The sequence below is a fragment of the Streptomyces sp. NPDC055749 genome, from assembly GCF_053617235.1.
Window position 1 is genome coordinate 1 of record NZ_JBSHFH010000051.1, and the last position, 26,785, is coordinate 26,785.

Sequence of the window (26,785 nt, forward strand, 5' to 3'; positions counted from 1 at the left end):
ACGCCCGAATAGCTCCGCTATTAGGACGCTCCGGCGCCTTGCGATGCACCGCACCAGACGCCGCGCCCTATCCGGCCCTGATCCGCCGGACAGGCCCTCGTCGTCCCCGGGAGAATTGATGGCCACGCCGCCCCACCAGCCCCTGCCCCCGTACGGGTTCGGCCGCCCCGCGCCGTCGCCGTGCGACATCTGCGGTGCGATACCCGCCACGCACACCGTCGTCCGCGGTCATCAGGGGCTCGTCGTCACCCTGCGCTTCCTGACGAAGGAAGGCACGTTCTGCCGCACCTGCGGAACCTCGCTGTACCGCAAGATGACCTCGGACACTCTGTGGCAGGGCTGGTGGGGACTGCTGTCCGTGTTCGCCGCCCCCGTCACCCTGTTCATGAACATCGGCGCCCGCTCCCGGATCCGCGCCCTGCCGCACCCGGTGGGGAATCTGCGCCCGCAGCTCGCCCCGGGCCGCCGCGTCCTGGCCAGGCTGCCCGCCCTGGTCATCATCGGCGCCCTCGTCACGGTGGTCGGCATCTTCGTCGTACCGCGGCTGATCCCCTCCACGCCGGCCAGCTTCACGGCGGGCGACTGCGGACGCAACAACGCCGAGTGGCCCGAGCAGGATCTCGAAGAGGTCGTGTGCAGCTCGGAGGAGGCCGAGTTCTGGATCTCGGAGAACGAGAAGTGCTGGGGCAGGGACTGGCTGGTGTACCTCGATTACAGCGCTGAGCAGGAGACGCTGTGCGCTCACCCCATGAAGAAGTGACCCTGGGCCTGTCGTGAAGTGACACCTGCGTCCTGCCGTAGGGGGATGCCCTGTCCCCGCGCACAGCCGATGCGGCAACAATGGGGGCATGAGCGACACGCCTGCCCCTCTCGCCGACCCGCATCTGATCTTCGACCCCGCGGAAGGCCGCCGGGATCTCGTGATCCTCGGCTCCACCGGGTCCATCGGAACCCAGGCCATCGACCTGGTGCTGCGCAACCCCGACCGCTTCCGGGTCACCGCACTCTCGGCCGCGGGCGGCCGGGTCGCCCTGCTCGCCGAGCAGGCGCGCCGCCTCCGGGTGCGTACGGTCGCCGTCGCCGCCGAGGACAAGGTGCCCGCCCTGCGCGAGGCGCTGCGCGAGGAGTACGGGGCGGGCGAGCCGCTCCCGGAGATCCTGGCCGGGCCCGACGCGGCCACCCAGCTCGCCGCCGGTGACTGCCACACCGTGCTGAACGGCATCACCGGCTCGATCGGCCTCGCCCCGACACTCGCCGCCCTCAAGGCGGGCCGCACGCTCGCCCTCGCCAACAAGGAGTCGCTGATCGTCGGCGGCCCGCTGGTGAAGGCGATCGCCGCCCCCGGCCAGATCATCCCGGTCGACTCGGAGCACGCCGCGCTCTTCCAGGCCCTGGCATCCGGCACCCGCGCCGATGTGCGCAAGCTCGTCGTCACGGCCTCCGGCGGTCCCTTCCGGGGTCGTACGAGGAGTGAGCTGGCCGACGTCACCAGGGAGCAGGCCCTCGCGCACCCGACCTGGGCGATGGGCCCGGTCATCACCATCAACTCGGCGACCCTGGTCAACAAGGGCCTGGAGGTCATCGAGGCGCATCTCCTCTACGACATCCCGTTCGACCGGATCGAGGTGGTCGTCCACCCCCAGTCGTACGTCCACTCCATGGTCGAGTTCACCGACGGCTCCACGCTCGCCCAGGCCACCCCGCCCGACATGGGCGGCCCGATCGCCATCGGTCTCGGCTGGCCGCAGCGCGTCCCGGACGCCGCACCCGCCTTCGACTGGTCGAAGGCGTCCAGCTGGGAGTTCTTCCCGCTGGACACCGAAGCCTTCCCGTCCGTCGGACTCGCCCGGCACGTCGGCACCCTCGGCGGCACCGCCCCCGCCGTCTTCAACGCAGCCAACGAGGAGTGCGTCGACGCGTTCCTGGCGGGCCGGCTGCCGTTCAACGGCATCATGGATACCGTCACCGCAGTGGTGGCCGAACACGGCACCCCTGCCACGGGAACTTCACTGACGGTCGCGGACGTCCTCGAAGCGGAGACCTGGGCGCGTGCCCGCGCCCAGGAGCTCTCGGCGAAAGCGACAGCGGAGGCGCGCGCATGAGTATGACGACGATCCTGTTGACGATCCTGGGGATCGCCATCTTCGCCGTGGGTCTGCTGTTCTCGATCGCCTGGCACGAGCTGGGACACCTCTCGACCGCCAAGCTCTTCGGCATCCGCGTACCGCAGTACATGGTCGGCTTCGGCCCGACCATCTGGTCGCGGAAGAGGGGCGACACCGAGTACGGCATCAAGGCGATCCCCGCGGGCGGCTACATCCGCATGATCGGCATGTTCCCGCCCGGCGCCGACGGACGTCTGGAGGCGCGCTCCACCTCACCGTGGCGCAGCATGATCGAGGACGCCAGGTCCGCCGCCTTCGAGGAGCTCGAGCCGGGCGACGAGACCCGTCTCTTCTACACGCGCAAGCCGTGGAAGCGCGTGATCGTGATGTTCGCCGGCCCGTTCATGAACCTGGTGCTGGCCGTCGTGATCTTCATGGGCGTGGCCATGACCTTCGGTTTCTCGACGCAGACCACCGAGGTCGCGGGAGTCCAGAAGTGTGTGATCTCCCAGAGCGAGAACCGCGACAAGTGCAAGAAGTCCGACCCGGTCTCGCCCGCGCAGGCCGCCGGACTCCAGAAGGGCGACAAGATCGTCTCCTTCGGCGGGCAGAAGATCGACGACTGGGCCACGCTCTCCGACCGCATCCGTGAGACCACGGGCCCCGCGACCATCATCGTGGAGCGTGACGGCCGTGAGGTGACCCTCGACGCCGTGCTCAAGAAGAACGCGGTGCAGCAGAAGGACTCCGACGGGCAGGTCATCCCCGACAAGTACGTGGTCGCGGGCTACCTGGGCTTCGCCGCACGCAGCGAGATCGTGCCGCTCTCCTTCGGCGACTCGGTCGTCCGCATGGGAGACATGATCGAGAACGGCGTCGACTCGATCATCGCCCTGCCGTCCAAGGTCCCGGACCTCTGGGACGCGGCCTTCAGCGACGGGGAGCGCGCTGACGACTCCCCGGTCGGCGTCGTCGGCGCGGCCAGGATCGGCGGCGAGGTGATGACGCTGGACGTCCCGGCGCAGAACCAGGTCGCGATGATGCTGTTCCTGCTGGCCGGCTTCAACCTCTCGCTCTTCCTCTTCAACATGCTGCCCCTGCTGCCGCTCGACGGCGGGCATATCGCCGGCGCGCTCTGGGAATCCCTGCGCCGCAATCTGGCCCGGATCTTCAGGCGCCCCGACCCCGGCCCGTTCGACGTGGCGAAGCTGATGCCGGTCGCCTATGTCGTCGCCGGAATCTTCATCTGCTTCACGCTGCTGGTCCTGGTCGCCGACATCGTCAACCCGGTCAAGATCACCTGACCCGGCCCCATGCGCACCACCGGTGGCCACCGGACACACGCGTCGTGTCCGGCTGGTCACCATTGGGTGGTTTGCCGGGGCGGAGTGCACACGCCGTTCCTCCGGTGCCGTAACCTCGAAGACCGGAGCCCGCCGATCTCGGGACCTTGATCCACACCTTGGGGATGCTCAGCGCATGACTGCCATTTCTCTCGGAATGCCGGCCGTTCCGACCAAGCTCGCCGACCGAAGGGTCAGCCGCCAGATCCAGGTCGGATCGGTCGCGGTCGGCGGAGACGCACCTGTGTCGGTGCAGTCGATGACCACGACGCGTACGTCGGACATCGGGGCGACGCTGCAGCAGATCGCGGAGCTGACGGCTTCCGGGTGCCAGATCGTGCGGGTGGCGTGTCCGACGCAGGACGACGCCGACGCGCTGTCGACGATCGCGCGGAAGTCGCAGATCCCGGTGATCGCGGACATTCATTTCCAGCCGAAGTACGTGTTCGCGGCGATCGACGCGGGCTGTGCCGCGGTGCGGGTGAATCCCGGGAACATCAAGCAGTTCGACGACAAGGTCAAGGAGATCGCGCTCGCGGCCAAGGACGCGGGGACGCCGATCCGGATCGGCGTGAACGCGGGTTCGCTGGACGCGCGGCTGCTGAAGAAGTACGGCAAGGCCACCCCCGAGGCACTGGTGGAGTCGGCGCTGTGGGAGGCGTCGCTCTTCGAGGAGCACGGGTTCGGTGACATCAAGATCTCGGTGAAGCACAACGACCCGGTCGTGATGGTGAACGCCTACCGACTGCTGGCCGCGCAGAGCGACTACCCGCTGCACCTCGGTGTCACGGAGGCCGGTCCGGCGTTCCAGGGGACGATCAAGTCCGCGGTGGCGTTCGGCGCGCTGCTGTCGGAGGGCATCGGGGACACGATCCGTGTCTCGCTGTCGGCCCCGCCCGCCGAGGAGGTCAAGGTCGGGCTGCAGATCCTGGAAGCGCTGAATCTGAAGCAGCGCCGTCTGGAGATCGTGTCGTGCCCGTCGTGCGGGCGCGCGCAGGTGGACGTCTACAAGCTGGCGGACCAGGTGAGCGCCGGTCTCGAAGGCATGGAGGTCCCGCTGCGGGTCGCGGTGATGGGCTGTGTCGTCAACGGTCCCGGTGAGGCCCGTGAAGCCGACCTGGGTGTGGCCTCCGGCAACGGCAAGGGACAGATCTTCGTGAAGGGCGAGGTCATCAAGACCGTCCCGGAGTCGAAGATCGTCGAGACCCTCATCGAGGAAGCCCTGAAGATCGCCGAGCAGATGGAGAAGGACGGCATCTCCTCCGGCGAGCCCCAGGTCTCCATCAGCTGACCCGGACCAACGCTTTCCACGTGCCCCGCCCGACGCTCCCCGTCCGGCGGGGCGCGGCCGTTCCGGGGCCGGGCCGGCCGCCCACTCTTCCGTCCCCCTCCCGGACGCGAGGGGCGCCCGCCGCGCCCTTTCGGTACAGTGCGGAAATCAGCAGACCGCATGGTGAGGCCCCCTCGTGTTGACGCAGACCACCACCCGGGTCCTCGAACCCAGCGACCTCGGCGCAGCGCTCGCCATCCTGGAGAGCGAGCCCGTGGCCAACGCTTTTGTCACGTCCCGCGTACAGGTCGCAGGACTCGACCCCTGGCGCCTCGGCGGCGAGATGTGGGGCTGGTACGCCGACGGGCGACTGCGCTCCCTGTGCTACTCCGGGGCCAACCTCGTCCCCATCTGCGCCACCGACGAGGCCGTCAGGGCCTTCGCCGACCGGGCCCGCAGGGCCGGCCGCCGCTGCTCGTCGATCGTCGGCCCCGCCGAAGCCACCTCCCAGCTGTGGAGCCTGCTCGAACCGGGCTGGGGCCCCGCCCGTGAGGTCCGCGCCAACCAGCCGCTCATGGTCACCGAGCGCCCCTCCGCCACCGTCGAGCCCGACCCTCTGGTGCGCCGCGTCGCCAGGGAGGAGATGGACATCCTCATGCCCGCCTGCGTGGCGATGTTCACGGAGGAGGTGGGCATCTCACCGATGTCGGGCGACGGCGGACTCCTCTACCAGGCCCGCGTCGCCGAGCTGATCGGCACCGGCCGCTCCTTCGCCCGCATAGAGGACGGCAAGGTCGTCTTCAAGGCGGAGATCGGCGCCGCCACCACCCTCGCCTGCCAGATCCAGGGCGTCTGGGTAGCCCCCGAACACCGTGGCCGCGGCCTCTCCGAGACCGGCATGGCCGCGGTCCTGCGTTACGCGCTGGCCGATGTGGCGCCGATCGTCAGCCTGTACGTGAACGACTACAACACCCCCGCACGCAAGGCGTACGCCCGCGTCGGCTTCCGCGAGACCGGAGCCTTCATGAGCGTCCTCTTCTGACCACCCGTTTTTGACCACCGCTTCTCACCACGCGGTCCCGTCCCGCCGGGTACGGCCAGTAGGGTTCGCGCATGGCAGCAGCAGTTCCCGGGAGCGGCCCCGGGGTTCCTGACGTCCTGGTCGGCCCCCTCGACCTGGCCGAGCGCGTCGACGAGGCACTGGCGGTGCAGGCCGTCGCCTTCGGCCTGGGCCCGGAAGAGGTCGAGGTACGCCGCCACATCGTGCTGCGCCACCTCGACCATCCCGAGGCGCGGGCACTCGGAGCCACGACCGCCACCGGCAGGCTCGTGGGATTCGTGTACGGGATGCCCAACGACCGCTCCCAGTGGTGGTCCACCGTCGTCGAGCCCTATCTGCGTGCCACCGGCTCCGAGGGCTGGCTCGACGGTTCGTTCGTGATCACGGAGCTCCACGTCCACCCGGACTTCCAGCAGCGCGGCATCGGACGCACCCTGATCACAGCGGTCACGGACGCCGTCGGCCTGCCGCGCTCCATCCTCTCGGCGATCGACACGGAGAGCCCGGCGCGTGGTCTGTACCGCGCCCTCGGCTACCGGGACCTGGCCCGGCAGGTGCACTTCCCCAGTGCTCCCAGGCCGTACGCGGTGATGGGCGCGCCCCTCCCGCTGCGCCGCGTGGAACCAATCGATTACCGCCCGCCCCTGCCGCCCGGCTAATCTCGGCCACATCACCCTTCCGAGCAGGAGTTCATCATGGCCCAGGTCCAGCGCATGTCCCGATTGATGATCAAGACACTGCGCGACGACCCGGCAGACGCCGAGACGCTCAACCACAAGCTGCTCGTCCGGGCCGGATACGTACGTCGCACCGCCGCCGGTATCTGGACCTGGCTGCCGCTCGGCAAGAAGGTCCTGGAGAACGTCACCCGTGTCGTCCGCGAGGAGATGGACGCCATCGGCGGCCAGGAGGTTCTGCTCCCGGCGCTGCTCCCCAAGGAGTCCTACGACGCGAGCGGGCGCTACGAGGAGTACGGCGACCTGCTGTTCCGCCTCAAGGACCGCAAGGGCTCCGAGTACCTCCTCGGCCCCACGCACGAAGAGATCTTCACCCAGATCGTCAAGGACCAGATCACGTCCTACAAGGACCTGCCCGTGGTCCTCTACCAGATCCAGACCAAGTACCGCGACGAGGCCCGCCCGCGCGCCGGTGTGCTGCGCGGACGCGAGTTCCAGATGAAGGACTCGTACTCGTTCGACACCACCGACGAGGGCCTCATCGAGGCGTACCAGCTGCACCGGGCCGCCTACATCCGCATCTTCGAGCGCCTCGGCCTCGACCACCGCATCGTCTCCGCGGTCTCCGGCGCCATGGGCGGCTCCGCGTCCGAGGAGTTCCTCGCCCCCGCCCCGGCCGGTGAGGACACCTTCGTCGACTGCCCCAACTGCGACTACGCCGCCAACACGGAGGCCGTGACCTTCAAGGCCGCCCCCGTCGACGGCTCGGCGCACGGTCCCGTCGAGGAGCTCGACACCCCGGACACCCCGACCATCGAGACGCTCGCCGCCTTCCTCGGCATCCAGGCGTCCGAGACGCTCAAGAACCTCCTGGTCAAGGTCGACGGCGAGATCGTCGCCGTGGGCGTACCCGGCGACCGCGAGGTCGACCTCGGCAAGCTCGGTGAGCACCTGGCGCCCGCCGTGGTCGAGCTGGTCACCGCCGAGGACTTCGAGGGCCGCCCCGACCTCGTACGCGGCTACGTCGGCCCGCAGGGCCTGGACAAGGTCCGCTACATCGCCGACCCCCGTATCGCCTCCGGCACCGCCTGGGTCACCGGCGCCAACAAGCCCGGCACCCACGCGCGCAACGTCGTCGCCGGCCGTGACTTCGAGGTCGACGACTACCTCGACGTGGTCGTCGTCGAGCCGGGCGACCCGTGCCCCAAGTGCGGAGCGGGACTCAAGCTGGACCGTGCCATCGAGATCGGCCACATCTTCCAGCTGGGCCGCAAGTTCGCCGACGCCTTCCAGCTCGACGTGCTCGGCCAGAACGGCAAGCCGGTCCGGGTCACGATGGGTTCGTACGGCGTCGGCGTCTCCCGCGCCGTGGCCGCGCTCGTCGAGCAGACCGCCGACGAGCAGGGCCTGTGCTGGCCCCGCGAGATCGCCCCGGCCGACGTCCACGTCGTCGCCGCGGGCAAGGCCCTCCAGACGGAGCTGGCCCTCGACGTCTCCGAGAAGCTGAACGCGGCGGGCGTCCGGGTCATCGTCGACGACCGTCCGGGCGTCTCGCCCGGTGTGAAGTTCACCGACGCCGAGCTGATCGGTGTGCCGAAGATCCTGGTGGCCGGCCGCCGCTCGGCCGAGGGCGTCCTGGAACTCAAGGACCGCCGCACGGGCGAGCGCGAGGAGCTCACGGTGGACGAGGCGATCGCCCGCCTCACCGACCAGGGCTGAGCCCGGCCGATACACCACGAAGGCCCCCGCGCACCTGCGCGGGGGCCTTCGGGCTGTTCGGGCGGCCCTGTCCTACAGCCAGCCCGCGAACTCCAGGGTCAGTTCGCCGTCCTGCCGCCGCCCCGCGGCCAGCGCCCGGATGCCCGACTCCACGGCCCGGAACAGCGTCCAGCCGTGCAGCCTCTCGCGGTCCACGTCGAGGGAGTCGGCGAGTTTCTTGATCCGGCGGCGGGCCGTCGCGGCGCCGCCGGGGGAGGCGATCAGGTCCTCGGCCCGGTCGCGTACCAGCCGCGCCAGATCGTAGGCCCGCTCGCCGACCAGCGGCTCGGGGCCGACCGTCAGCCAGGGGGAGCGCTCACCCGAAAGCACCTTGCTCTGGCGGAAGTTGCCGTGCAGCAGCAGGAGTTCGGGGGAGTGCGCGACCAGCTCCGCACGGGCCGCCAGAGCGGCGGACACGAGCGGCGCCAGCGTCGGATCGGCCTCGGCGGCCGCCCGCATAGGCCCCGCCTGACGGTCCGTCCGGTCGGCCACCGATTCGAAGGAGTGCCCCGCCGGCGGGTCGACCCACAGCCGGCGCAGCGTGCCCGCCGCCTCCAGCAGGGCCTTGGCCTCCGGGAGCGAGCGCAGCGACACCTCGTGGTGCAGCCGCTCCAGGAGCAGCGCGTCGCCCGGCAGGGCCCCGCCCGCGGGTTCGAGGAGCTGTACGGCGCCCCAGCCGTTCCAGTGCGCCAACGCCGCCCGCTCGCAACCGGGTGCGGCCTCGGAAGGCGCGATCTTCAGCACACCAGGGGTCCCGTCGGACCGCCGCACCAGGAGGACGAGGCTGCTGCGTCCGCCGGGGGCGGCCACCCGCTCGACGGAGAGGTCCTGCGTGTCTGCCGAGAGCGCCTCTTCGGTCAGTGCGGGAAGCCGCCCGAGCCAGTCGGCCGCGGCGGCGTCCCCGTACATCTCGCCGAGCGCTCGCACCAGACGCTGCGACGGTTCGAAACCCATGCGTGCCTTGTTCCCTTTCAGAGCCCTGGACCGCCCGGCAATTGGGGGCGGTCCATTCAGTGCGTCCCGCTCGTCCCTTCCGGACTCGCGGCTTCCCCGGCCGTGGCCTTCTCGGCAAGCCCGGGAAAGGCTACGCCGGTGCCCCGCCAGCGGACCGCGCGTACGGCGGCCTCCCGCAGGGCGCCCGCGGCCTCACGTCGCAGCGGCCCTTCGGCCGCCCGTACGAGATCGGAGTAGACGCCCGCGATCCGGTCCTCCAGTACGGCGGCGAGCCGCACCGCCGCCGCCGGGTCCCGCACCGCGAACGGCAGAGCGTACGCGGCATCCGCCGCTACGGGTGCACCGCCCAGGTCGCGCACGGTGCGCACCAGCGCGTCGCGCCGGGCGCGGTGCCCGTCGTACGCGGCCGTGGCCTCGCTGCCGCGCCGCCCGTCCAGCCGTCCGCCGAGCGCCGCGTAGCCGTACACCGCGGCGTGCTCGGCGGCCAGCGCGGCCTGTGCGGCCTTCAGTTGCTCCGTGCCGTCCCCGGCCCGCGTGTCCATGGCGCTCATGACGAGGTGTCCTTGGCGAGTTCGGTGAGCAGGTAGGCGTGCACGGCGCCGGCCGCCGCGACGGAGGCCAGCAGCCGGGCCAGCTCCGGTTCCGCTTCCATCAGGGACACGGTGTGGGCGTCGGCCGATCGGCGCGCCTCCGCGGCCAGTTCCTTCAGGGCGGCCTTCGCGTCGGCGGCCGGAGCCGGTCCCGGCGGGACGGCCGTTGTCCTGCCCGCGCCCTTCGACAGGGCCGCCGTGTGCTCCCGTACCGCCGACCGCAGCGGGTCGAGTCCGGCGGCCGTCGTGGGATGCGCCGCCGCGACCTGGTCGTACCGGGCGAGCAGGGATGCGCTGATCCGTGTCGCGCTGCCGCGCAGTGTCCGCTGCGCGCGGGCGTCCGAGGCCCGGGCGCGGGCCTGCGCGTCGGCCCGTGAACCGGCGTTCGTGGAATCCTTCCGGGCCTTCGGCCCGTCACCGTCGCCGCAGCCCGCCAGCACCGCGCCGATCGAAAGCGCTCCAGTGGCCGCGAGCGCGGCCCTGCGCGTCGTCCCCGTCCGCCGCACGTGTCTCCTCCGGGTCCCGTTCGGTACTGACTGGTTCTGTCCTGAAGTGATCACCGGTGGCGAGCGTACCCGCGCCCCGGGGCAGGCGGACGGCAACACCCCTCCGGACCGGATACCCTTTGACCTGACACACGACGATCCCCACAACAGCACACGCGGCCGAGGAGTCACCCGGGATGAGCACCACCCAGAGCGAGAGGCTGCGCGAACTGCTGGAGCCGCTCGTCAGCGCCGAGGAACTGGATCTCGAAGAGATCGAGGTGACCCGGGCCGGCCGCCGGCAGGTGCTTCGAGTCATCGTCGATTCCGAACAGGGTGTCGAACTGGACGCCTGCGCCGAGCTGAGCCGCGCGATCTCCGAGAAGCTCGACGAGACCGACGCGATGGGCGAGGGCGAGTACGTCCTCGAAGTGAGCTCTCCGGGCGCCGACCGCCCGTTGACCGAGCACCGCCACTACGTACGCGCCACCGGCCGCCTCGCGCGGCTCCAGCTGACCGAGGGCGACGAGCTGGTGGCCCGCATCCTCGCCGTCGACGACGAGGGACTCGACCTCGAAGTGCCGGGCGTCAAGGGCCGCAAGCCCACCGCCCGGCGGGTCTCCTTCGACGAGATCGCCAAGGCGCGCGTAGAGATCGAATTCAACCGCAAGGACAAGAAGGAAGAGGAGGCGTAGCCGTGGACATCGATGTGAAGCTGCTGAAGGGCTTGGCGCAGGACAAGGAGATCCCCTTCGACGTGCTCGTCGGGGCGATCGAGTCGGCCCTCCTCATCGCGTACCACCGCACCGACGGCAGCCACCGCAAGGCGCGGGTCGAGCTGACCGATCGCGGCCACGTGACGGTGTGGGCCAAGGAGGACCCGGCCGACCTCGAAGAGGGCCAGGAGCCCAAGGAGTTCGACGACACCCCGTCCGGCTTCGGCCGGATCGCGGCGACCACCGCCAAGCAGGTCATCCTGCAGCGGCTGCGCGACGCGGAGGACGACAGGACGTTCGGCGAGTACGCGGGCCACGAGGGCGATGTCGTCACCGGCCTCGTCCAGCAGGGCAAGGACCCGAAGAACGTCCTGGTCGACATCGGCAAGATGGAAGCCATCCTGCCGGTCCAGGAGCAGGTGCCGGGCGAGGAGTACACGCACGGCCTCCGGCTGCGTTCGTACGTCGTACGGGTCGCCAAGGGCGTCCGCGGCCCGTCCGTGACGCTGTCGCGCACCCACCCCAACCTCGTGAAGAAGCTCTTCGCGCTGGAGGTCCCGGAGATCGCCGACGGCTCGGTCGTCATCGAGGCGATCGCCCGTGAGGCCGGTCACCGCAGCAAGATCGCGGTGCGCTCCACCCGCGCCGGTCTGAACCCGAAGGGCGCCTGCATCGGCCCGATGGGCAGCCGGGTGCGCAATGTCATGGCCGAGCTGCACGGCGAGAAGATCGACATCGTGGACTGGTCGGACGACCCGGCCGAGATGGTCGCCAACGCGCTGTCGCCCGCACGGGTGAGCAAGGTCGAGGTCGTGGACCTCGGTGCCCGGTCCGCCCGGGTCACCGTGCCCGACTACCAGCTGTCGCTGGCGATCGGCAAGGAGGGGCAGAACGCCCGCCTGGCCGCCCGTCTCACCGGCTGGCGCATCGACATCCGCCCGGACACGGAGACGGACGAGGAGCGCGACATCGCGGACCGTGAGCGCGCCGAGCGCGCCAGGGACCGGTCCGAGCGGGGCTGATCACCAGCTCGGCCCGAGAGACCCGAGGGAATAGATCTGGGCGCCACGGCGCTGAGATCACGACAACATCCGTTCGATTCTTGCCCCAAAGGGGTGAGGTCGTTGCGGGGAGGTAGACTTAAACGTGTCTGGCCGGACGCACGCCCGCGCTTGCCCCGAACGAACCTGTGTGGGATGCCGGGAACGGGCGGCCAAGAGCGAGCTGGTGCGCATCGTGGTGGATGAGGGTGAATGCGTCCCTGATCCGCGCGGTACGCTGCCCGGCCGGGGTGCGTATCTGCACCCCGCCTCTGTCTGTCTCGACCTGGCGGTTCGCCGCCGGGCATTCCCCCGGGCCTTCAAGGCCAAGGGGCCGTTCGGTTCCGCGGCACTGCAGCGGTTCGTCGAGCGGGTGACAACGCAAGAAAAGTGAACGGCACGGGTCCCCGTGCGGTCAGGTACCTCGCGAGTTGGAAGTAGGTCGAGATTGCGATGAGCACTCGATGAGTACGCGATGAGTACGCCCATGAAGTAGCGACGGTCCGGCGGTAACCCGGACCTAAAAGGAGCGAAGTGGCTAAGGTCCGGGTATACGAACTCGCCAAGGAGTTCGGGGTTGAGAGCAAGGTCGTCATGGCCAAGCTCCAAGAACTCGGTGAATTCGTACGTTCGGCGTCCTCGACGATCGAGGCGCCGGTTGTACGCAAGTTGACTGACGCACTGCAGGGGCCCGGCGGCAACGCCGGCAAGTCCGCTGCCAAGCCTGGCGCGCCCCGCAAGGCCGCCCCCTCGAAGCCCGCAGCGCCCTCCCCGGCCGCTGCGGCACGTCCCGCTGCCCCGAAGCCCGGCGTCCCGGCCCCCAAGCCGGTCGCAGCCGAGGCCCCGGAGAGCAGCGCTCCCACCGCACCTTCCGCGCCGTCCGCGGGCCCGCGTCCGGGCCCCAAGCCCGCGCCGAAGCCCGCACCGGTCACCCCGGTGCCCGCGGCAGAATTCTCCGCTCCGGCCCCGGCTCAGCCGGCCGCGCCGCAGCAGCAGGCCCCGCGTCCCGCGGGTGCCACCCCCGGGCCCCGCCCCGCCACCCGTCCGGCTCCCGCAGCCGGTGGTCAGCGTGACGGTGGCCGCGAAGGTGGTCAGCGTGACGGTGGCCGTGGTGGCGAGCGTGGCGGCGACCGCCCCGCACGTCCCGCGGGCCAGGGCGCCCCGCGTCCGGCAGGCGCACGTCCGGCCGGACCTCGTCCCGGCAACAACCCCTTCACATCCGGTGGCTCCACCGGCATGGCGCGCCCCCAGTCCCCCCGGCCCGGCGGCGCCCCGCGTCCCGGTGGCGGTCAGGACCGTCCGGAGCGCCCCGGCGCCCCGCGTCCGCAGGGCGGCCCCGGCGGCGCCCCGCGCCCGCAGGGTCAGGGTGGTGCCCGTCCGTCTCCCGGCGGCATGCCCCGTCCGCAGTCCCCGCGTCCCGGCGGTGCCCCCGCGGGTAACCGTCCGAACCCGGGCATGATGCCGCAGCGTCCCGCTGCGGGCCCGCGTCCCGGCGGTGGCCCCGGCGGCGGCGGTGGCCGTGGTCCCGGTGGCGGCGGCGGTCGTCCCGGTGGCGGTGGCGGCGCAGGCCGTCCCGGTGGCGGCGGTTTCGCAGGCCGTCCGGCCGGTCCCGGTGGCGGTGGCGGCGGTTTCGCCGGTCGTCCCGGTGGTCCGGGTGGCGGCGGCGCTCCCGGTCGTCCCGGTGGTGGCGGCGGCTTCGGCGGTCGTCCCGGCTTCGGTGGACGTCCCGGCGGCCCGGGTGCCCGTGGTGGCACACAGGGTGCGTTCGGCCGTCCCGGTGGTCCCGCGCGTCGTGGTCGCAAGTCGAAGCGGCAGAGGCGCCAGGAGTACGAGTCGATGCAGGCCCCGTCGGTGGGCGGCGTCATGCTGCCTCGCGGCAACGGGCAGGCTGTCCGGCTGTCGCGCGGTGCGTCCCTCACGGACTTCGCGGAGAAGATCAACGCGAACCCGGCGTCGCTCGTCGGCGTGATGATGAACCTCGGCGAGATGGTCACTGCGACGCAGTCCGTCCCGGACGAGACGCTGAAGATGCTCGCGGACGAGATGAACTTCGTCCTGGAGATCGTCAGCCCCGAGGAGGAGGACCGCGAGCTGCTCGAGTCCTTCGACATCGAGTTCGGCGAGGACGAGGGCGGCGAAGAGTCCCTGGTCTCCCGTCCGCCGGTCGTGACCGTCATGGGTCACGTCGACCACGGTAAGACCCGACTGCTGGACGCGATCCGCAAGACGAACGTCGTTGCGGGCGAGGCCGGCGGTATTACGCAGCACATCGGTGCGTACCAGGTCGGCGCCGAGGTCAATGGCGAGGACCGTCGCATCACCTTCATCGACACCCCGGGTCACGAGGCGTTCACCGCCATGCGTGCACGTGGTGCGAAGTCCACCGACATCGCGATCCTCGTGGTGGCGGCGAACGACGGTGTGATGCCCCAGACGATCGAGGCGCTGAACCACGCCAAGGCGGCCGACGTGCCGATCGTGGTCGCGGTCAACAAGATCGACGTCGAGGGTGCCGACCCGGTCAAGGTGCGCGGTCAGCTCACCGAGTTCGGTCTGGTGGCCGAGGAGTACGGCGGCGACACGATGTTCGTCGACATCTCCGCCAAGCAGGGTCTCAACATCGAGGCTCTTCTGGAGGCCGTCGTCCTCACCGCCGACGCCTCGCTCGACCTGCGGGCCAACCCGAACCAGGACGCGCAGGGTATTGCGATCGAGTCCCACCTCGACCGCGGTCGTGGCGCCGTCTCGACCGTTCTGGTCCAGCGCGGCACGCTGCGCATCGGCGACACGATGGTGGTCGGCGACGCGTACGGCCGTGTCCGGGCGATGCTCGACGACAACGGCAACAACGTCCAGGAAGCGGGTCCCTCGACCCCCGTCCTGGTGCTGGGTCTCACCAACGTCCCGGGTGCCGGCGACAACTTCCTGGTCGTCGACGAGGACCGTACGGCCCGTCAGATCGCCGAGAAGCGTGCCGCTCGTGAGCGCAACGCCAACTTCGCCCGCAAGGGTGTCCGGTTCTCCCTGGAGAACCTGGACGAGGCGCTCAAGGCCGGTCTGGTCCAGGAGCTCAACCTCATCATCAAGGGCGACGCGTCCGGTTCGGTGGAGGCTCTCGAGTCCTCGCTGCTCCAGCTCGATGTCGGTGAAGAGGTCGACATCCGGGTCCTGCACCGCGGTGTGGGTGCGGTCACCGAGTCGGACATCGACCTGGCGACCGGCTCCGACGCCATCGTGATCGGCTTCAACGTGCGCGCCGCAGGGCGTGCGCAGCAGATGGCCGAGCGCGAAGGCGTGGACGTCCGGTACTACTCGGTCATCTACCAGGCGATCGAAGAGATCGAAGCGGCCCTCAAGGGCATGCTCAAGCCGGAGTACGAAGAGGTCGAGCTCGGTACGGCGGAGATCCGCGAGGTCTTCCGCTCGTCCAAGCTGGGCAACATCGCCGGTGTGCTGGTCCGGTCCGGCGAGGTCAAGCGCAACACCAAGGCGCGCCTGCTTCGCGACGGCAAGGTCATCGCGGAGAGCCTCAACATCTCCGGTCTGCGCCGCTTCAAGGACGACGTCACCGAGATCCGCGAAGGCTTCGAGGGCGGTATCAACCTCGGAAACTTCAACGACATCAAGATCGACGACGTCATCGCGACGTACGAGATGCGCGAGAAGCCCCGCGGCTGACCCGTACCTCAACAGTCGGGGCCGCTCGGCGGAGAAAGTATTCCGTCGAGCGGCCTCGGCCGTTCCGTGTACGGTTCTTGTGTCCCTGCCAAGCACTGGCAGGGCACGACCCCGAACCGGCGGGACATCCGGACACACATGTATGTGGGGACACTGTCCTTCGACCTGCTCCTCGGCGACGTACGTTCGTTGAAGGAGAAACGCTCCATCGTCCGGCCGATCGTTGCCGAACTTCAGCGCAAGTACGCGGTGAGCGCGGCGGAGACGGGTGAACAGGATCTCCATCGCAGGGCCGAGATCGGTCTCGCGGTGGTCTCCGGGGACACCGGGCATCTCACAGATGTACTGGACCGGTGCGAGCGGCTGGTGGCCGCACGCCCCGAGGTGGAGCTGCTGTCGGTTCGACGGCGGCTGCACAGCGACGAAGACTGAACGAGCAAGGCAAACCCAGAAGGAAGAGTGACGGACCGGTGACCGACAACGCGCGGGCCCGAAAGCTGGCCGACCGCATCCAGGTCGTGGTCGCGGAGACCCTGGACCGGCGAATCAAGGATCCGCGGCTCGGATTCGTGACGATCACGGACGCTCGCGTCACCGGTGACCTGCGGGAGGCCACGGTCTTCTACACGGTCTACGGGGACGACGAGGAGCGCGCGGCGTCCGCCGCCGCCCTGGAGAGCGCCAAGGGCGTCCTCCGCTCCGAGGTCGGCAAGCAGATCGGGGTCCGGTTCACGCCGACCCTGGCCTTCGTGCCGGACGCCCTCCCGGACAACGCCCGCACCATCGAGGACCTCCTCGACAAGGCGCGTGCCAAGGACGCGGAGGTGCGCGAGGTGTCGACCGGCGCGACGTACGCGGGCGGGGCCGACCCGTATCGCAAGCCGGAGGACGAGGACGACGAGGCCGACGGGTCCGACGAGAACGAGGGCCCTGCCTCCGTATGACTCAGCAGAACAAGACGCCGGACGGCCTTGTCATTGTCGACAAGCCGTCCGGCTTCACTTCGCATGACGTAGTCGCCAAGATGCGCGGCATCGCCCGTACCCGCCGTGTCGGCCACGCCGGCACGCTGGACCCGATGGCCACGGGCGTGCTCGTGCTCGGCGTGGAGAAGGCCACCAAACTGCTCGGCCACCTCGCGCTGACCGAGAAGGAGTACCTGGGCACGATCCGGCTCGGCCAGGACACCGTGACGGACGATGCGGAGGGCGAGATCACCTCGTCCACCGACGCGTCGGCCGTGACGCGCGAGGGCATCGACGCCGGGGTCGCGGCGCTGACCGGCGCGATCATGCAGGTGCCGTCCAAGGTCAGCGCCATCAAGATCGACGGCAAGCGGTCGTACGCGCGAGTGCGCGGCGGCGAGGAGTTCGAGATCCCGGCCCGTCCGGTGACCATCTCGTCCTTCAACGTCTACGACGTGCGCGCGGCCGTGGCGGAGGACGGGACCCCGGTCGTCGACCTGGTCGTCTCCGTCGTCTGTTCCTCCGGTACGTACATCCGTGCCATCGCCCGCGACCTCGGTGCCGGGCTCGGCGTCGGCGGACATCTCACCGCGCTGCGCCGCACCCGGGTGGGGCCGTACGGACTGGACATGGCCAAGACGCTCGACCAGCACCAGTCCGAGCTGACCGTGATGCCCGTCGCGGAGGCCGCCTCCTCGGCGTTCCCGCGCTGGGACGTCGACGAGCGGCGGGCCAAGCTGCTGCTCAACGGGGTCCGCCTGGACATGCCCTCGTATCCGCCGGGGCGGCCGGTCGCGGTCTTCGGTCCCGACGGGACGTTCCTGGTGCTTGTCGAGGAGCAGCACGGCAAGGCCAAGAGCCTCGCCGTCTTCGCCTGACCCGTCCTGCCGTTGGTCCCGCCGTGGAGCGGGCAGTGCCCCCTGTGCCCGCTCCACGATCCCCCTCCCTCGGAGAGCTCTGTCCAACGAGCTCCCGCGAATTCACCCCAATGGATGGGCGCTCGGAGTGAATACGGGGTGCACAGGGGCGCTTTTCCCCGGACCGTCACTCGCGCCGTCCGGTGCCGACCTACGGTCGGACCATGGGCAGCGGGGACCGGCCGGAGCTGGTAAGAATCTGCGATCGCGCGGGCCGGCCGCGGGGGACGGGATTTGTCGCGGACGACCGCGGCACGGTCGTCACCAGCCATGAGGCCGTCGCCACTTCCGTACCTCTGACGCTGCACGGGCGGGACGGCCGACGCTGCGCGGTCCGGCCCGACGACATCACCCCGCTGCCGGAGCTCGGCCTCGCGCTGGTGCGTACCGGAGGGCCCGAAGCCCTGGACGCGCAGCCGTTGCCGGTGACCGCCAGGGACCGGATCGGGACCGGGACGTATGTACGCATCGCCGCCCACGGGTGGCGCGAGGCGCGCGTGCTCGGGGTCACCCCGGCGACGTACACCGAGTCCGGCCGGAGCCACCGGATCGACGCGGCGATGGTTCTGGCCCTCGGCACCGACGGACGGGACGCGCTGCGGTCGGGCGGGACGGCCGTGGGTGGGCCGGTGATGGACCCGGAGACCGGTGCGGTGCTGGGCGTGCTCTCCACGGCCCTGAGCGCCGGACACGAGTCGGCAGGGCTCGCGGTGCCGCTCACCGGGCGCGTACGAGGGCCCGGCTCCGATCTCCTTCAGGCCCTGATGCGGCGCAACGCGGCCACGGTGCCCGGCTACGGACGCGACCTCAACCTGGCGGGCGCCCATCAGCTGACGGCCACGTCGGTCGGCTCGCTGGGGGGCCCTGGCAACCGTACGGAGCCCGTCGAGCGACCCGAGGTCGCCGGGGCCTTCGCCGCCTTCGAGGCGGGTACGGGGCAGGTGCTCGGCCTCGTGGGGGCGCCCGGCACCGGCCGCACCACCGAGCTCGCCGCCCTGGCCGCCCGCCGTGCGCAGGGTGCCGTACCCGCCCTCACGCTCTGGCTGCGCGGCGCCGACCTGCTGGCCGACGACACCTCGGTCGCCGACGCGACGGCCCGCACCCTCCAGCGGTCCGGCCGGATCGTCGCCGCCGCCGGTGCCGGGGGAGACATGGCTGCGGCCACCCCCGAGCGCGTGGCCGCACTCGCCACCGCTGCCGGAAGCCCAATGCTCGTCGTGCTCGACGGCCCGGAGGAGATGCCGCCGCTGCTGGCCCACCGGCTGGCCGAGTGGACCGGGGGGACGGCCCGCTGGCTGAGCGCCCACGGGGTACGGATGGTCGTCGCCTGCCGCCCCGAGCACTGGGAGACCGCCGGAGCGCTCTATCCGCCCGAAGCCCTGCACCGCCCCGAGCGGCCCGCCGGACGGCTGCCGTCCGCCGTCCGCCTGGGCGACCTGACCGCGAGCCAGGCGGAACGGGCCCGGGAGCGGTACGGCATCCCGGCCGACGCGATCACCCCGGGCCACGACCGCCATCCGCTCACACTGCGCCTGCTGGCCGAGGTACGGGACGCCCTGCCCCCGGACGTCGAGGGCCGGCCGGGCACGGAGGACGTCTTCTGCGCCCACCTGGACCTGATGTGCGTCCGCATCGCCGTCCGGATCGCGGCCGGGGACGAGCAGCGGCTCCGGGGCACGGCGGTGCGCCGCTTGGCGGCGAAGGTGGCGGGCCAGGTCCACGAGGCCGCCCGGCGCTGTCTCGGCCCGGGACAGGGGGAGCTGGACAGGGCCGCGTTCGAGGAACTCTTCCCCTGGCGTACGGGCTGGGCATCGGCGGTCCTCACCGAGGGCCTCCTGACCCCGGCGGGCGCGGGATACCGCTTCGCCCACGAGGAACTGGGCGACTGGGTCCAGGGCGCACACCTGGACCTGGACGCGGCACTGCAAGCCCTGGTCCACCGCTGGCACGCGCCCCCGCCCGCACCGGCCGCGACCGGACCCGAAGGCGGCCCGTCCGTCCGAGGTGGCCACGGCAGGAACCGTTACCGGAACAGCGGGAGCGTGCTCCCGCCCGACGACAGGGACGCCCCGCGCCACTACCGCAGAGGCGACGGCGGGCCGCCGCCCCAGGCCGGGAACGGCGCGGACCTGCCCTCCGCGCGCCGCCGTGCGGTCAGGAGCGGACGCGGGATTCCGGCACCTCGGCCCGCTTCCGAGCCGGTACCGGGGGCCGCCCCGGGCCCGGAGGAGCCCCGCACGCTGCCCGTGCCGCGTCACCGGATCGGCCCGGTCATCCAGGCGATGCTGCTGCTGGGACGGCGCCAGGGGACGTCCGCGCTCGCGCACCGCATGGCGGATCTCATCGAAGCGATCGACCGGCTCTCGACGCAGCCGGGGGCCGACGGGGACCCCGAGCGGCCGGCCGGCCCCGCCCCCGGGTCGCCGGCCGGGGGGTCCGGGGTCGGTGCCGGGCGTGGCGACGGCCGCCCTGGCGGGCCGGCGGGGGAGAGCCTGGCCGGTCGCAGCGGCCCCCACGGGCGGGCCCGGGAGAGCGCCGCCGGAGCGGACGGGATTCCCGTCTCCCCGGCGGGGAACGGGGACGCCGTCTGGTGGGCTGCTCATCTGCTGGGCGAGAGTCTGCTCCGGGTGCCCGACGCGCGGCCGTATCTCGGTGTGCTCCGGGTGCTCGCCGGGCGGATCACCCGGCGGACCGTCGCCGGTGACCCGCCCTCGCGACCCGGGGCGTACGGAGAGTTCGGGCCGTGGTTCTGGGGGCGGCTGCGGCTGCCCGAGGACGAGCGGATCGATCTGCTGCGGCGCCTCCTGCCCGCCGACGGCGCCCCGCGCACCGACGGGGACGCGCGGTACCTCGACGCCGTGGCACGGCGGCTCTCCGCCGCCCCGCACACCGTGCAGGCCCTGCTCTGCCGCTGGTTCACCGACGAACGGGCCCTGCACTCCGGGGATGGGCTGCCGATGCGGCCCACCGTGGCCGCCGCCGCGCAGGCGCTGCTGTACGCCCGACGCGACCTGGACATCGACGCGCTGACCGAGGCGCTCGTCGCCACCGCCCATCCGCGCGCCGAGGAGCTGCTGGGCACCCTCGTCGAGGACGAGCCGTCCGCGCTCTGCCGGGCCGTCGAGCGCTGGGCACGCGACGACGACCGGTCCGCACGGCGGGCCGCCGCGGCGGCGTACGCCACGGTCCTCCTCGCCCACGCCGCCTCGGACGCCGACCGCGCGCTGCTGCGCGGCGCCGCCCTCCACCTGCTCGCGCGCCCCGCCGACTCCGCACTGCACGGAGCTGCGCTCACCGTCCTCGTACACGATCCTGCGACCAGGGACCGCTACCTGCCACAGGCCCTGCGGGTGTTCGCCGCAGGGGACCCGCGGCTTCCGGTGGCACTGCTCGCCGAGGTGTTCCCAGCCCACCCCGGCCCCGTGCTCGCCGCACTGCGGGTGCGCCTGGCGCTTCCGGGCGAGGGCGCGGGGGACGTACTCCTGGCGCTGGCCGGGCTCGACACCCCCGCCCTGGCGTTGCACGCCGCCGATCTCGTACGGGAGTACATCGGCGCCCATCCCGAGGACGGGGCGAGGGCCGCCGCGTACGTCGACGCCCGGCTGGAGCACGGTCCCGCCGCCCGCGCGCTGCTGCTGCCCCTGGTCACCGGCCTGCTGCGGGACCGTCCCGCGCCGCCGCCCGTCCGCGGCGCCCTCGCCCAGGTGCTGGCCGCGCCCGGGAGCAGTGCCTCGCGTCCCCTGCGGGCCGAGCTGCTGGAAGTGCTGCTGGAGTTCGAGCAGGGCGCCGGCAGGGACCCCGGGGTGCTCGACGCGCTCCTGCACGCCGCCGCCACCGGCTCCGGCGCACGCTCCCCGGTCCGTACGAGGGCGCTGGTGCACCGCACGGGCATGCTCCTTGTACGTACCCCGGAAGGCGCCGCCCGCTTCGACCGCCGGCTGGTGGAACTGGCCCGCGACGTACCGGGATTCGCGGGCATGGTCACCGGCTGGCTGGCCGACGCCCCGCAGGAATGGGCGGCCGTCGTCGGTCCCAGCGCCCGGCGGACGCTGGAGGCCCTGGAGGCGTCACAGCCTGCGATGACGGTGCCGATGCAGGCCGTGGGACGTGAGCATGGCAGTCTTAGACCTGCGTAATGGACAGAGACACGTACACGGGTTCGGGCGAGGAGCGGTCACAGTGCAGCGCTGGCGTGGCTTGGAGGACATCCCCCAGGACTGGGGACGCAGCGTCGTCACCATCGGCTCCTACGACGGTGTGCACCGCGGACACCAGCTGATCATCGGCCGGGCCGTGGACCGGGCCCGCGAGCTGGGCATCCCGTCCGTGGTCGTCACCTTCGACCCGCACCCCAGCGAGGTCGTCCGCCCCGGCAGCCACCCGCCCCTGCTCGCCCCGCACCACCGGCGCGCGGAGCTGATGGCGGAGCTCGGTGTGGACGCGGTGCTGATCCTGCCGTTCACCACCGAGTTCTCGAAGCTTTCGCCTGCCGACTTCATCGTGAAGGTGCTGGTCGACAAGTTGCACGCGCAGGCCGTCATCGAGGGCCCGAACTTCCGGTTCGGCCACCGTGCGGCCGGGAACGTGACACTGCTCACCGAGCTCGGCGCGACGTACGACTACACCGTCGAGGTCATCGACCTCTTCGTGAGCGGCGAGGCCGGTGGCGGTCAGCCGTTCTCCTCGACCCTCACCCGCCGGCTGATCGCCGAGGGCGATGTGACGGGCGCCGCCGAGATCCTCGGCCGGCCGCACCGCGTCGAGGGCATCGTGGTCCGTGGCGCACAGCGCGGCCGTGAGCTTGGCTTCCCGACGGCGAACGTCGAGACCCTGCCGCACACCGCGATCCCCGCCGACGGCGTGTACGCGGGCTGGCTGGAAGTGAACGGCGAGTCGATGCCCGCCGCGATCTCCGTGGGCACGAACCCGCAGTTCGACGGGACCGAGCGCACGGTGGAGGCGTACGCGATCGACCGCGTGGGCCTCGACCTCTACGGCCTGCACGTGGCGGTGGACTTCCTCGCCTACGTACGCGGAATGATGAAGTTCGACTCGATCGACGAGCTGCTCGTGGCGATGGCCGCCGATGTGAAGCGCTCCAGCGAGCTGATCGCCGCCCACGACAACCGCGGCTGACGTACCGCGGCACACCTCACGGCCGTGAGGTGTGCCGGTTCCATGCCGGGGGCGCTACACCGCCGCAGCCCAGTGGCACGCGACCTGGGTCGCCCCGCCGCCCGCGAGCACCGGCAGATCCTTCGTACGGCACGCGTCGGCCACGCCCGCCCGCTCCGCCTCGCCCGAGGCGAGGATCTGGCAGCGTGCGTGGAAGCGGCAGCCCGACGGCACCTTCGACGGGTCCGGCGGCTCCCCGGTCAGGATCACCGGTTCGCCCTCGGCCTCCGGCAGTACGGACAGCAGGGCCTGCGTGTACGGGTGTTGAGGCGCCGTCAGGATCTGCTCCACCTCACCCGTCTCCACGATCCGGCCGAGGTACATCACCGCGACCCGGTCCGCGATGTTCCACGCAAGACCCAGGTCGTGCGTGACCACCAGCGCCGAAAGGCCCAGCTCGTCGCGCAGCCGCAGCAGCAGCGCCAGGATCTCGCCGCGCACCGACGCGTCCAGTGAGGCCACCGGCTCGTCGGCCACGATGAGTTCCGGCTCGAGCACCAGTGCGCCGGCGATCACGACCCGCTGGCGCTGACCGCCGGACAGTTCGTGCGGATACCGCAGGAAGAACCGCTCCGGAGGCCGCAGCCCCGCCCGCGACAGCGCCTGAGCCACCGCCTCACGCTCGTCGCCCGGGTACCCGTGGATCCGCAGGCCCTCCGCCACCGCGTCGTACACCGTGTGCCGGGGGTTGAGGGAGCCGCTGGGGTCCTGGAGCACCAGCTGGACCCGCTTGCGGTACGCCTTCAGCGCGCGGCCCGAGTAGTCCAGCGCCTCGCCGCCGAACGTGACCCGGCCGGCGGACGGCGGGACCAGGCCCAGCAGCGACCGGGCCAGCGTCGTCTTGCCGCAGCCCGACTCGCCGACCAGGGCGACGATCTCGCCCGGGCGGATGTCGAGATCGACCCCGTCGACGGCGCGGGCCGGGTCGGCGCCGCGACGGCCGGGGAAGGTGACCTTCAGGGCCTCCGCGCTGAGCAGGGGGGACAGGGGGGTCGTGGTCATGTCGTGCTCCTTGCTTCCTCGACGGCCGGTTCGACGACCGGTCCGCCCCCCGGCCCGACGAGCACACACGCCGCCCGGCGCCCCTCTCCGGCGCTCCGCAGCTGCTGGTCCTCGGTGGCGCAGGCGTCCAGCGCGACCGCGCAGCGGGGATGGAACGTACATCCTGACGGCAGCGCCGACGGGTCCGGCGGGTCGCCCGGCAGACCGCGCGGGGCGTGCCGCGACGCGAGGTCGCCGATCCTGGGGAAGGCGGCGGAGAGCGCGTTGCCGTACGGGTGCGAGGCGTTCTCGTACACCTGCTTGGCCGGGCCCTCCTCGACGACGCGGCCCGCGTACATCACGGCGAGCCGGTCGCAGGTGTCGGAGAGCACCGCCAGATCGTGGCTGATCATGATGAGGCCGAGATCCTGGTCGGCCACGAGCTGCTCGATCAGCCGCAGGATCTGCGCCTGGATCATCACGTCGAGCGCGGTCGTCGGCTCGTCGGCGACGACGAGCCGCGGATCGCAGGCCAGTGCCATGGCGATCATCACGCGCTGGCGCTGACCGCCGGACAGCTCGTGCGGATACGCGTCGGCGCGCGCGGCCGGAAGTCCGACCTGTTCCAGCAGTTCCCCCGCCCGCTTCCGCGCGGCCGCGGGTGTCGCCTTCTTGTGGAGCAGGATCGGCTCGGCGATCTGGTCCCCGATGCGGTGCACGGCGTTGAGCGAGTGCATCGCGCCCTGGAAGACGATGGAAGCCCCCGCCCAGCGCACCGCGCGCAGCCGGCCCCACTTCATGGCGAGGATGTCCTCGCCGTCGAGGAGGATCTCGCCCGACATCGTCGCGGACGCCGGCAGCAGTCGCAGTAGGGCGAGCGCCAGCGTCGACTTCCCGCAGCCGGACTCCCCGGCGATGCCGAGCTTCTGGCCGGCCTCGACCCGCAGATCGATGCCACGCACGGCGGGGACGGCAGAGGCCCCGGATCCATAGGTGACGTGGAGGTCTCTTACTTCGAGCAAGGGCTGCGACGCCTGCCTGGTCGTTGTCTCGGTCGTGGTCAACGGGTCACCCCCAGCTTGGGGTTGAGCACGGACTCGATCGTCCGGCCGCACAGCGTGAACGCGAGCGCGACGACGGCGATGGCGAGTCCGGGCGGAGCGAGGTACCACCAGTTCCCGGAGCTGACCGCTCCCGCTTCGCGGGCGTCCTGGAGCAGTCCGCCCCAGGAGACGATCGTCGGATCGCCGAGCCCGAGGAAGGCCAGGGTCGCCTCGGTGAGAATGGCGGTGGAGATCACCAGCGTGGTCTGCGAGAGCACCAGCGGCATCACATTGGGCAGGACGTGACGGGACATGATGTGACCGTGCCCGCCGCCGAGCGCCTTGGACCGCTCGATGTACGGGCGTGACTCGACGGACAGCGTCTGCGCACGGACCAGCCGTGCCGTCGTCGGCCAGGTCGTCACCCCGATCGCGAGGATCGTCGTCCAGACGGACCGGGAGAGCACGGTGGCCAGCGCGATGGCGAGCACCAGGGTCGGCATGACCAGGAACCAGTCGGTGATCCGCATGATCACGGTCCCGTACCAGCCCTTGAAGTGACCCGCGGTGATGCCGACCAGCGTGCCGATGGCCACCGAGAGGAACGCGGCGAGCAGACCGACGGTCAGCGATACCCGCGTACCCCACAGCAGCAGGGCCAGCAGACTGCGGCCGAACTGGTCGGTTCCCAGGGGGAATTCGGCGCTGGGGGACTCCAGCGGTCCGCCCGTGGCCTCGGTGACGCTCTGCGATTCCGCGCCCACCAGCACGGGAGCGGCGATCGCGAGGAGCGCGATCACTCCGAGCACGGCGAGTCCGACGAGGCCCGCCCGGTGGGTGCGGTACTGGCTCCAGAAGCGGGCCACGGCCCGGCGGCGGCGGGCCCAGGTGAGGGCGCGCGGGCTGATGTTCTTCACGGCGTCGGTCGCGGCAGTCATCGGCCCACCCGGGGATCGAGCAGCGGATAGATCACATCGGCGAGCGTGTTCATCAGGATCACCGCGGCGGCGAAGACGAAGAACAGTGCCTGCACCAACGGCAGGTCTGGCACGCTCAGCGCCTGGTAGAAGAGCCCGCCGAGACCGGGCCAGGAGAACACTGTCTCCACGAGGATTGCGCCCGCCACCGTATTGCCCAGGTTCACGAAGAGCAGGGTCACGGTCGGCAGCATCGCGTTCGGCACGGCGTGGCGGCGGCGTACGAGATCGTCGCGCAGCCCCTTCGCACGCGCCGTCGTCAGATAGTCGCTGCCCATCTCGTCGAGCAGCGAGGAGCGCATCACCAGCAGGGTGCGGGCGTACTCGACGGCGACGAGGGTGACGACCGGCAGCACCAGATGGTGGGCGACGTCGAGGACGTAACCGAACCCGCTCTCGTTGCCGGACTCCATGCCGCCTGTCGGGAAGATGCCGGGGATCGGGCCGATGCCCACCGACAGCGTGATGATCAGCAGCAGACCGAGCCAGAAGGACGGCACCGAGTACAGCGTCAGCGCGAAGGCGGTGTTGAAGCGGTCGCCGTAGGAACCGTTGCGCCAGGCGGACCTGGCACCCAGCCAGATGCCGATCACCGTGTAGATCACGAAGGCGGTGCCGGTGAGCAGCAGCGTCGCGGGCAGCGCCTCGGAGATCTTGTCCATGACGGGGGCACGGAACTGGTACGACGTACCGAAGTCGCCGGTGAGCGCCTTGCCGCAGTACTCGGTGAACTGCTGCCACAGCGGCAGGTCCAGGCCGAACTCGCGCCGCATCGCGGCGATCTGTTCCGTGGACACCTGCCGGCCGCCGGTCATCTGCTTCACCGGGTCGCCGGGAATCATCCGGAAGAGGAAGAAGCTGGTGACGAGCACGGCGAACAGGGAGATGGCCGCACCGGCCAGCTTGCCCGCCACATAGCGGAGATAGGCGGTCGTGCTACGGGATCGCGGACCGCGGGCCGACGGCCCGGCCGGAGCCGGGCCGTCGGTCTGCGCACTGTCCACGCCCGGCGCGCTCTTCAGCAGCGCGGGTGTGCTGTCTGTGCTCATGG

At 71.4% G+C, this 26,785-nt stretch carries 23 protein-coding genes; 16 read left to right on the top strand and 7 right to left on the bottom strand.

Annotation, left to right across the window (positions count from 1 at the left end):
* Positions 1–118 precede the first annotated feature (118 nt).
* The 7 genes from ACWGO0_RS29575 to ACWGO0_RS29605 all read left to right on the top strand — a co-directional run bounded on the left by ACWGO0_RS29575 (position 119) and on the right by ACWGO0_RS29605 (position 8,174).
* Positions 119–760, top strand: coding sequence for an LppU/SCO3897 family protein (locus ACWGO0_RS29575; protein ID WP_453541678.1), 642 nt, complete (start codon positions 119–121; stop codon positions 758–760).
* A gap of 88 nt (positions 761–848) precedes the next feature.
* Positions 849–2,102: a 1-deoxy-D-xylulose-5-phosphate reductoisomerase gene (gene dxr / locus ACWGO0_RS29580; RefSeq protein ID WP_453541681.1), complete on the top strand. Its 1,254-nt coding sequence runs from the start codon at positions 849–851 to the stop codon at positions 2,100–2,102.
* Positions 2,099–3,409, top strand: coding sequence for a M50 family metallopeptidase (locus ACWGO0_RS29585; protein ID WP_453541684.1), 1,311 nt, complete (start codon positions 2,099–2,101; stop codon positions 3,407–3,409). The genes dxr and ACWGO0_RS29585 overlap by 4 nt, the downstream gene beginning before the upstream one ends.
* A gap of 175 nt (positions 3,410–3,584) precedes the next feature.
* Complete coding sequence (gene ispG / locus ACWGO0_RS29590; RefSeq protein ID WP_453541687.1) at positions 3,585–4,739, top strand: flavodoxin-dependent (E)-4-hydroxy-3-methylbut-2-enyl-diphosphate synthase; 1,155 nt, start codon at positions 3,585–3,587, stop codon at positions 4,737–4,739.
* Positions 4,740–4,914: 175 nt separating this feature from the next.
* Complete coding sequence (locus ACWGO0_RS29595) at positions 4,915–5,760, top strand: GNAT family N-acetyltransferase (RefSeq protein ID WP_453541690.1); 846 nt, start codon at positions 4,915–4,917, stop codon at positions 5,758–5,760.
* A 71-nt stretch (positions 5,761–5,831) separates the two neighbouring features.
* The gene (locus tag ACWGO0_RS29600) at positions 5,832–6,437 is read left to right on the top strand and encodes a GNAT family N-acetyltransferase (protein ID WP_453541693.1); all 606 of its coding nucleotides are present in this window, start codon (positions 5,832–5,834) and stop codon (positions 6,435–6,437) included.
* Positions 6,438–6,473: 36 nt separating this feature from the next.
* Positions 6,474–8,174: a proline--tRNA ligase gene (locus ACWGO0_RS29605; protein WP_453541696.1), complete on the top strand. Its 1,701-nt coding sequence runs from the start codon at positions 6,474–6,476 to the stop codon at positions 8,172–8,174.
* Between the two features lie 72 nt (positions 8,175–8,246).
* Here the strand turns inward: ACWGO0_RS29605 and ACWGO0_RS29610 are convergent, their stop codons facing one another.
* Genes ACWGO0_RS29610 through ACWGO0_RS29620 form a run of 3 tightly spaced genes read right to left on the bottom strand, consistent with a single transcriptional unit; the run spans position 8,247 to position 10,263 of the window.
* On the bottom strand, positions 8,247–9,167 hold the full coding sequence (locus ACWGO0_RS29610; protein WP_453541699.1) for an aminoglycoside phosphotransferase family protein: 921 nt from the start codon (positions 9,165–9,167) through the stop codon (positions 8,247–8,249).
* A 56-nt stretch (positions 9,168–9,223) separates the two neighbouring features.
* On the bottom strand, positions 9,224–9,718 hold the full coding sequence (locus ACWGO0_RS29615; protein WP_453541702.1) for a ferritin-like domain-containing protein: 495 nt from the start codon (positions 9,716–9,718) through the stop codon (positions 9,224–9,226).
* Positions 9,715–10,263 carry a hypothetical protein gene (locus tag ACWGO0_RS29620; protein WP_453541705.1) on the bottom strand — a complete coding sequence of 183 codons (549 nt, stop codon included), beginning with the start codon at positions 10,261–10,263 and terminating at the stop codon, positions 9,715–9,717. The genes ACWGO0_RS29615 and ACWGO0_RS29620 overlap by 4 nt, the downstream gene beginning before the upstream one ends.
* 176 nt (positions 10,264–10,439) lie before the next feature.
* Here ACWGO0_RS29620 and rimP point away from each other — a divergent pair, with 176 nt between their 5' ends.
* The 9 genes from rimP (at position 10,440) to ACWGO0_RS29665 (ending at position 22,694) form a co-directional block, all read left to right on the top strand.
* Positions 10,440–10,937: a ribosome maturation factor RimP gene (gene rimP, locus ACWGO0_RS29625; RefSeq protein ID WP_453541707.1), complete on the top strand. Its 498-nt coding sequence runs from the start codon at positions 10,440–10,442 to the stop codon at positions 10,935–10,937.
* A gap of 2 nt (positions 10,938–10,939) precedes the next feature.
* Positions 10,940–11,980: a transcription termination factor NusA gene (gene nusA / locus ACWGO0_RS29630; RefSeq protein WP_453541710.1), complete on the top strand. Its 1,041-nt coding sequence runs from the start codon at positions 10,940–10,942 to the stop codon at positions 11,978–11,980.
* Between the two features lie 124 nt (positions 11,981–12,104).
* Positions 12,105–12,392 carry a YlxR family protein gene (locus tag ACWGO0_RS29635; protein ID WP_328906157.1) on the top strand — a complete coding sequence of 96 codons (288 nt, stop codon included), beginning with the start codon at positions 12,105–12,107 and terminating at the stop codon, positions 12,390–12,392.
* A 140-nt stretch (positions 12,393–12,532) separates the two neighbouring features.
* Positions 12,533–15,676, top strand: a complete 3,144-nt coding sequence (gene infB, locus ACWGO0_RS29640; RefSeq protein WP_453541713.1) for a translation initiation factor IF-2 — start codon at positions 12,533–12,535, stop codon at positions 15,674–15,676.
* A 138-nt stretch (positions 15,677–15,814) separates the two neighbouring features.
* Positions 15,815–16,108 carry a DUF503 domain-containing protein gene (locus ACWGO0_RS29645; protein WP_376266884.1) on the top strand — a complete coding sequence of 98 codons (294 nt, stop codon included), beginning with the start codon at positions 15,815–15,817 and terminating at the stop codon, positions 16,106–16,108.
* 38 nt (positions 16,109–16,146) lie between these two features.
* Positions 16,147–16,620, top strand: a complete 474-nt coding sequence (gene rbfA / locus ACWGO0_RS29650) for a 30S ribosome-binding factor RbfA (protein ID WP_453541717.1) — start codon at positions 16,147–16,149, stop codon at positions 16,618–16,620.
* On the top strand, positions 16,617–17,519 hold the full coding sequence (gene truB, locus ACWGO0_RS29655; RefSeq protein ID WP_453541720.1) for a tRNA pseudouridine(55) synthase TruB: 903 nt from the start codon (positions 16,617–16,619) through the stop codon (positions 17,517–17,519). Before rbfA ends, truB begins: the two co-directional genes overlap by 4 nt.
* Before the next feature lie 203 nt (positions 17,520–17,722).
* Positions 17,723–21,694, top strand: coding sequence for a trypsin-like peptidase domain-containing protein (locus ACWGO0_RS29660; RefSeq protein ID WP_453541723.1), 3,972 nt, complete (start codon positions 17,723–17,725; stop codon positions 21,692–21,694).
* Between the two features lie 43 nt (positions 21,695–21,737).
* Positions 21,738–22,694 (top strand): bifunctional riboflavin kinase/FAD synthetase, encoded by a 957-nt coding sequence (locus ACWGO0_RS29665; protein WP_453541726.1) that lies wholly within the window; start codon positions 21,738–21,740, stop codon positions 22,692–22,694.
* Between the two features lie 54 nt (positions 22,695–22,748).
* On the opposite strand, the gene ACWGO0_RS29670 is transcribed toward ACWGO0_RS29665, so the two are convergent.
* Genes ACWGO0_RS29670 through ACWGO0_RS29685 form a run of 4 tightly spaced genes read right to left on the bottom strand, consistent with a single transcriptional unit; the run spans position 22,749 to position 26,783 of the window.
* Positions 22,749–23,735 carry an oligopeptide/dipeptide ABC transporter ATP-binding protein gene (locus ACWGO0_RS29670; RefSeq protein ID WP_453541729.1) on the bottom strand — a complete coding sequence of 329 codons (987 nt, stop codon included), beginning with the start codon at positions 23,733–23,735 and terminating at the stop codon, positions 22,749–22,751.
* Entirely contained in the window at positions 23,732–24,778 is a 1,047-nt protein-coding gene (locus ACWGO0_RS29675; RefSeq protein ID WP_453541732.1) for an ABC transporter ATP-binding protein, read from the bottom strand. Before ACWGO0_RS29675 ends, ACWGO0_RS29670 begins: the two co-directional genes overlap by 4 nt.
* Positions 24,775–25,695 carry an ABC transporter permease gene (locus ACWGO0_RS29680; RefSeq protein ID WP_453541734.1) on the bottom strand — a complete coding sequence of 307 codons (921 nt, stop codon included), beginning with the start codon at positions 25,693–25,695 and terminating at the stop codon, positions 24,775–24,777. The genes ACWGO0_RS29675 and ACWGO0_RS29680 overlap by 4 nt, the downstream gene beginning before the upstream one ends.
* Complete coding sequence (locus ACWGO0_RS29685) at positions 25,692–26,783, bottom strand: ABC transporter permease (protein WP_453541737.1); 1,092 nt, start codon at positions 26,781–26,783, stop codon at positions 25,692–25,694. The genes ACWGO0_RS29680 and ACWGO0_RS29685 overlap by 4 nt, the downstream gene beginning before the upstream one ends.
* Positions 26,784–26,785: the final 2 nt, after the last annotated feature.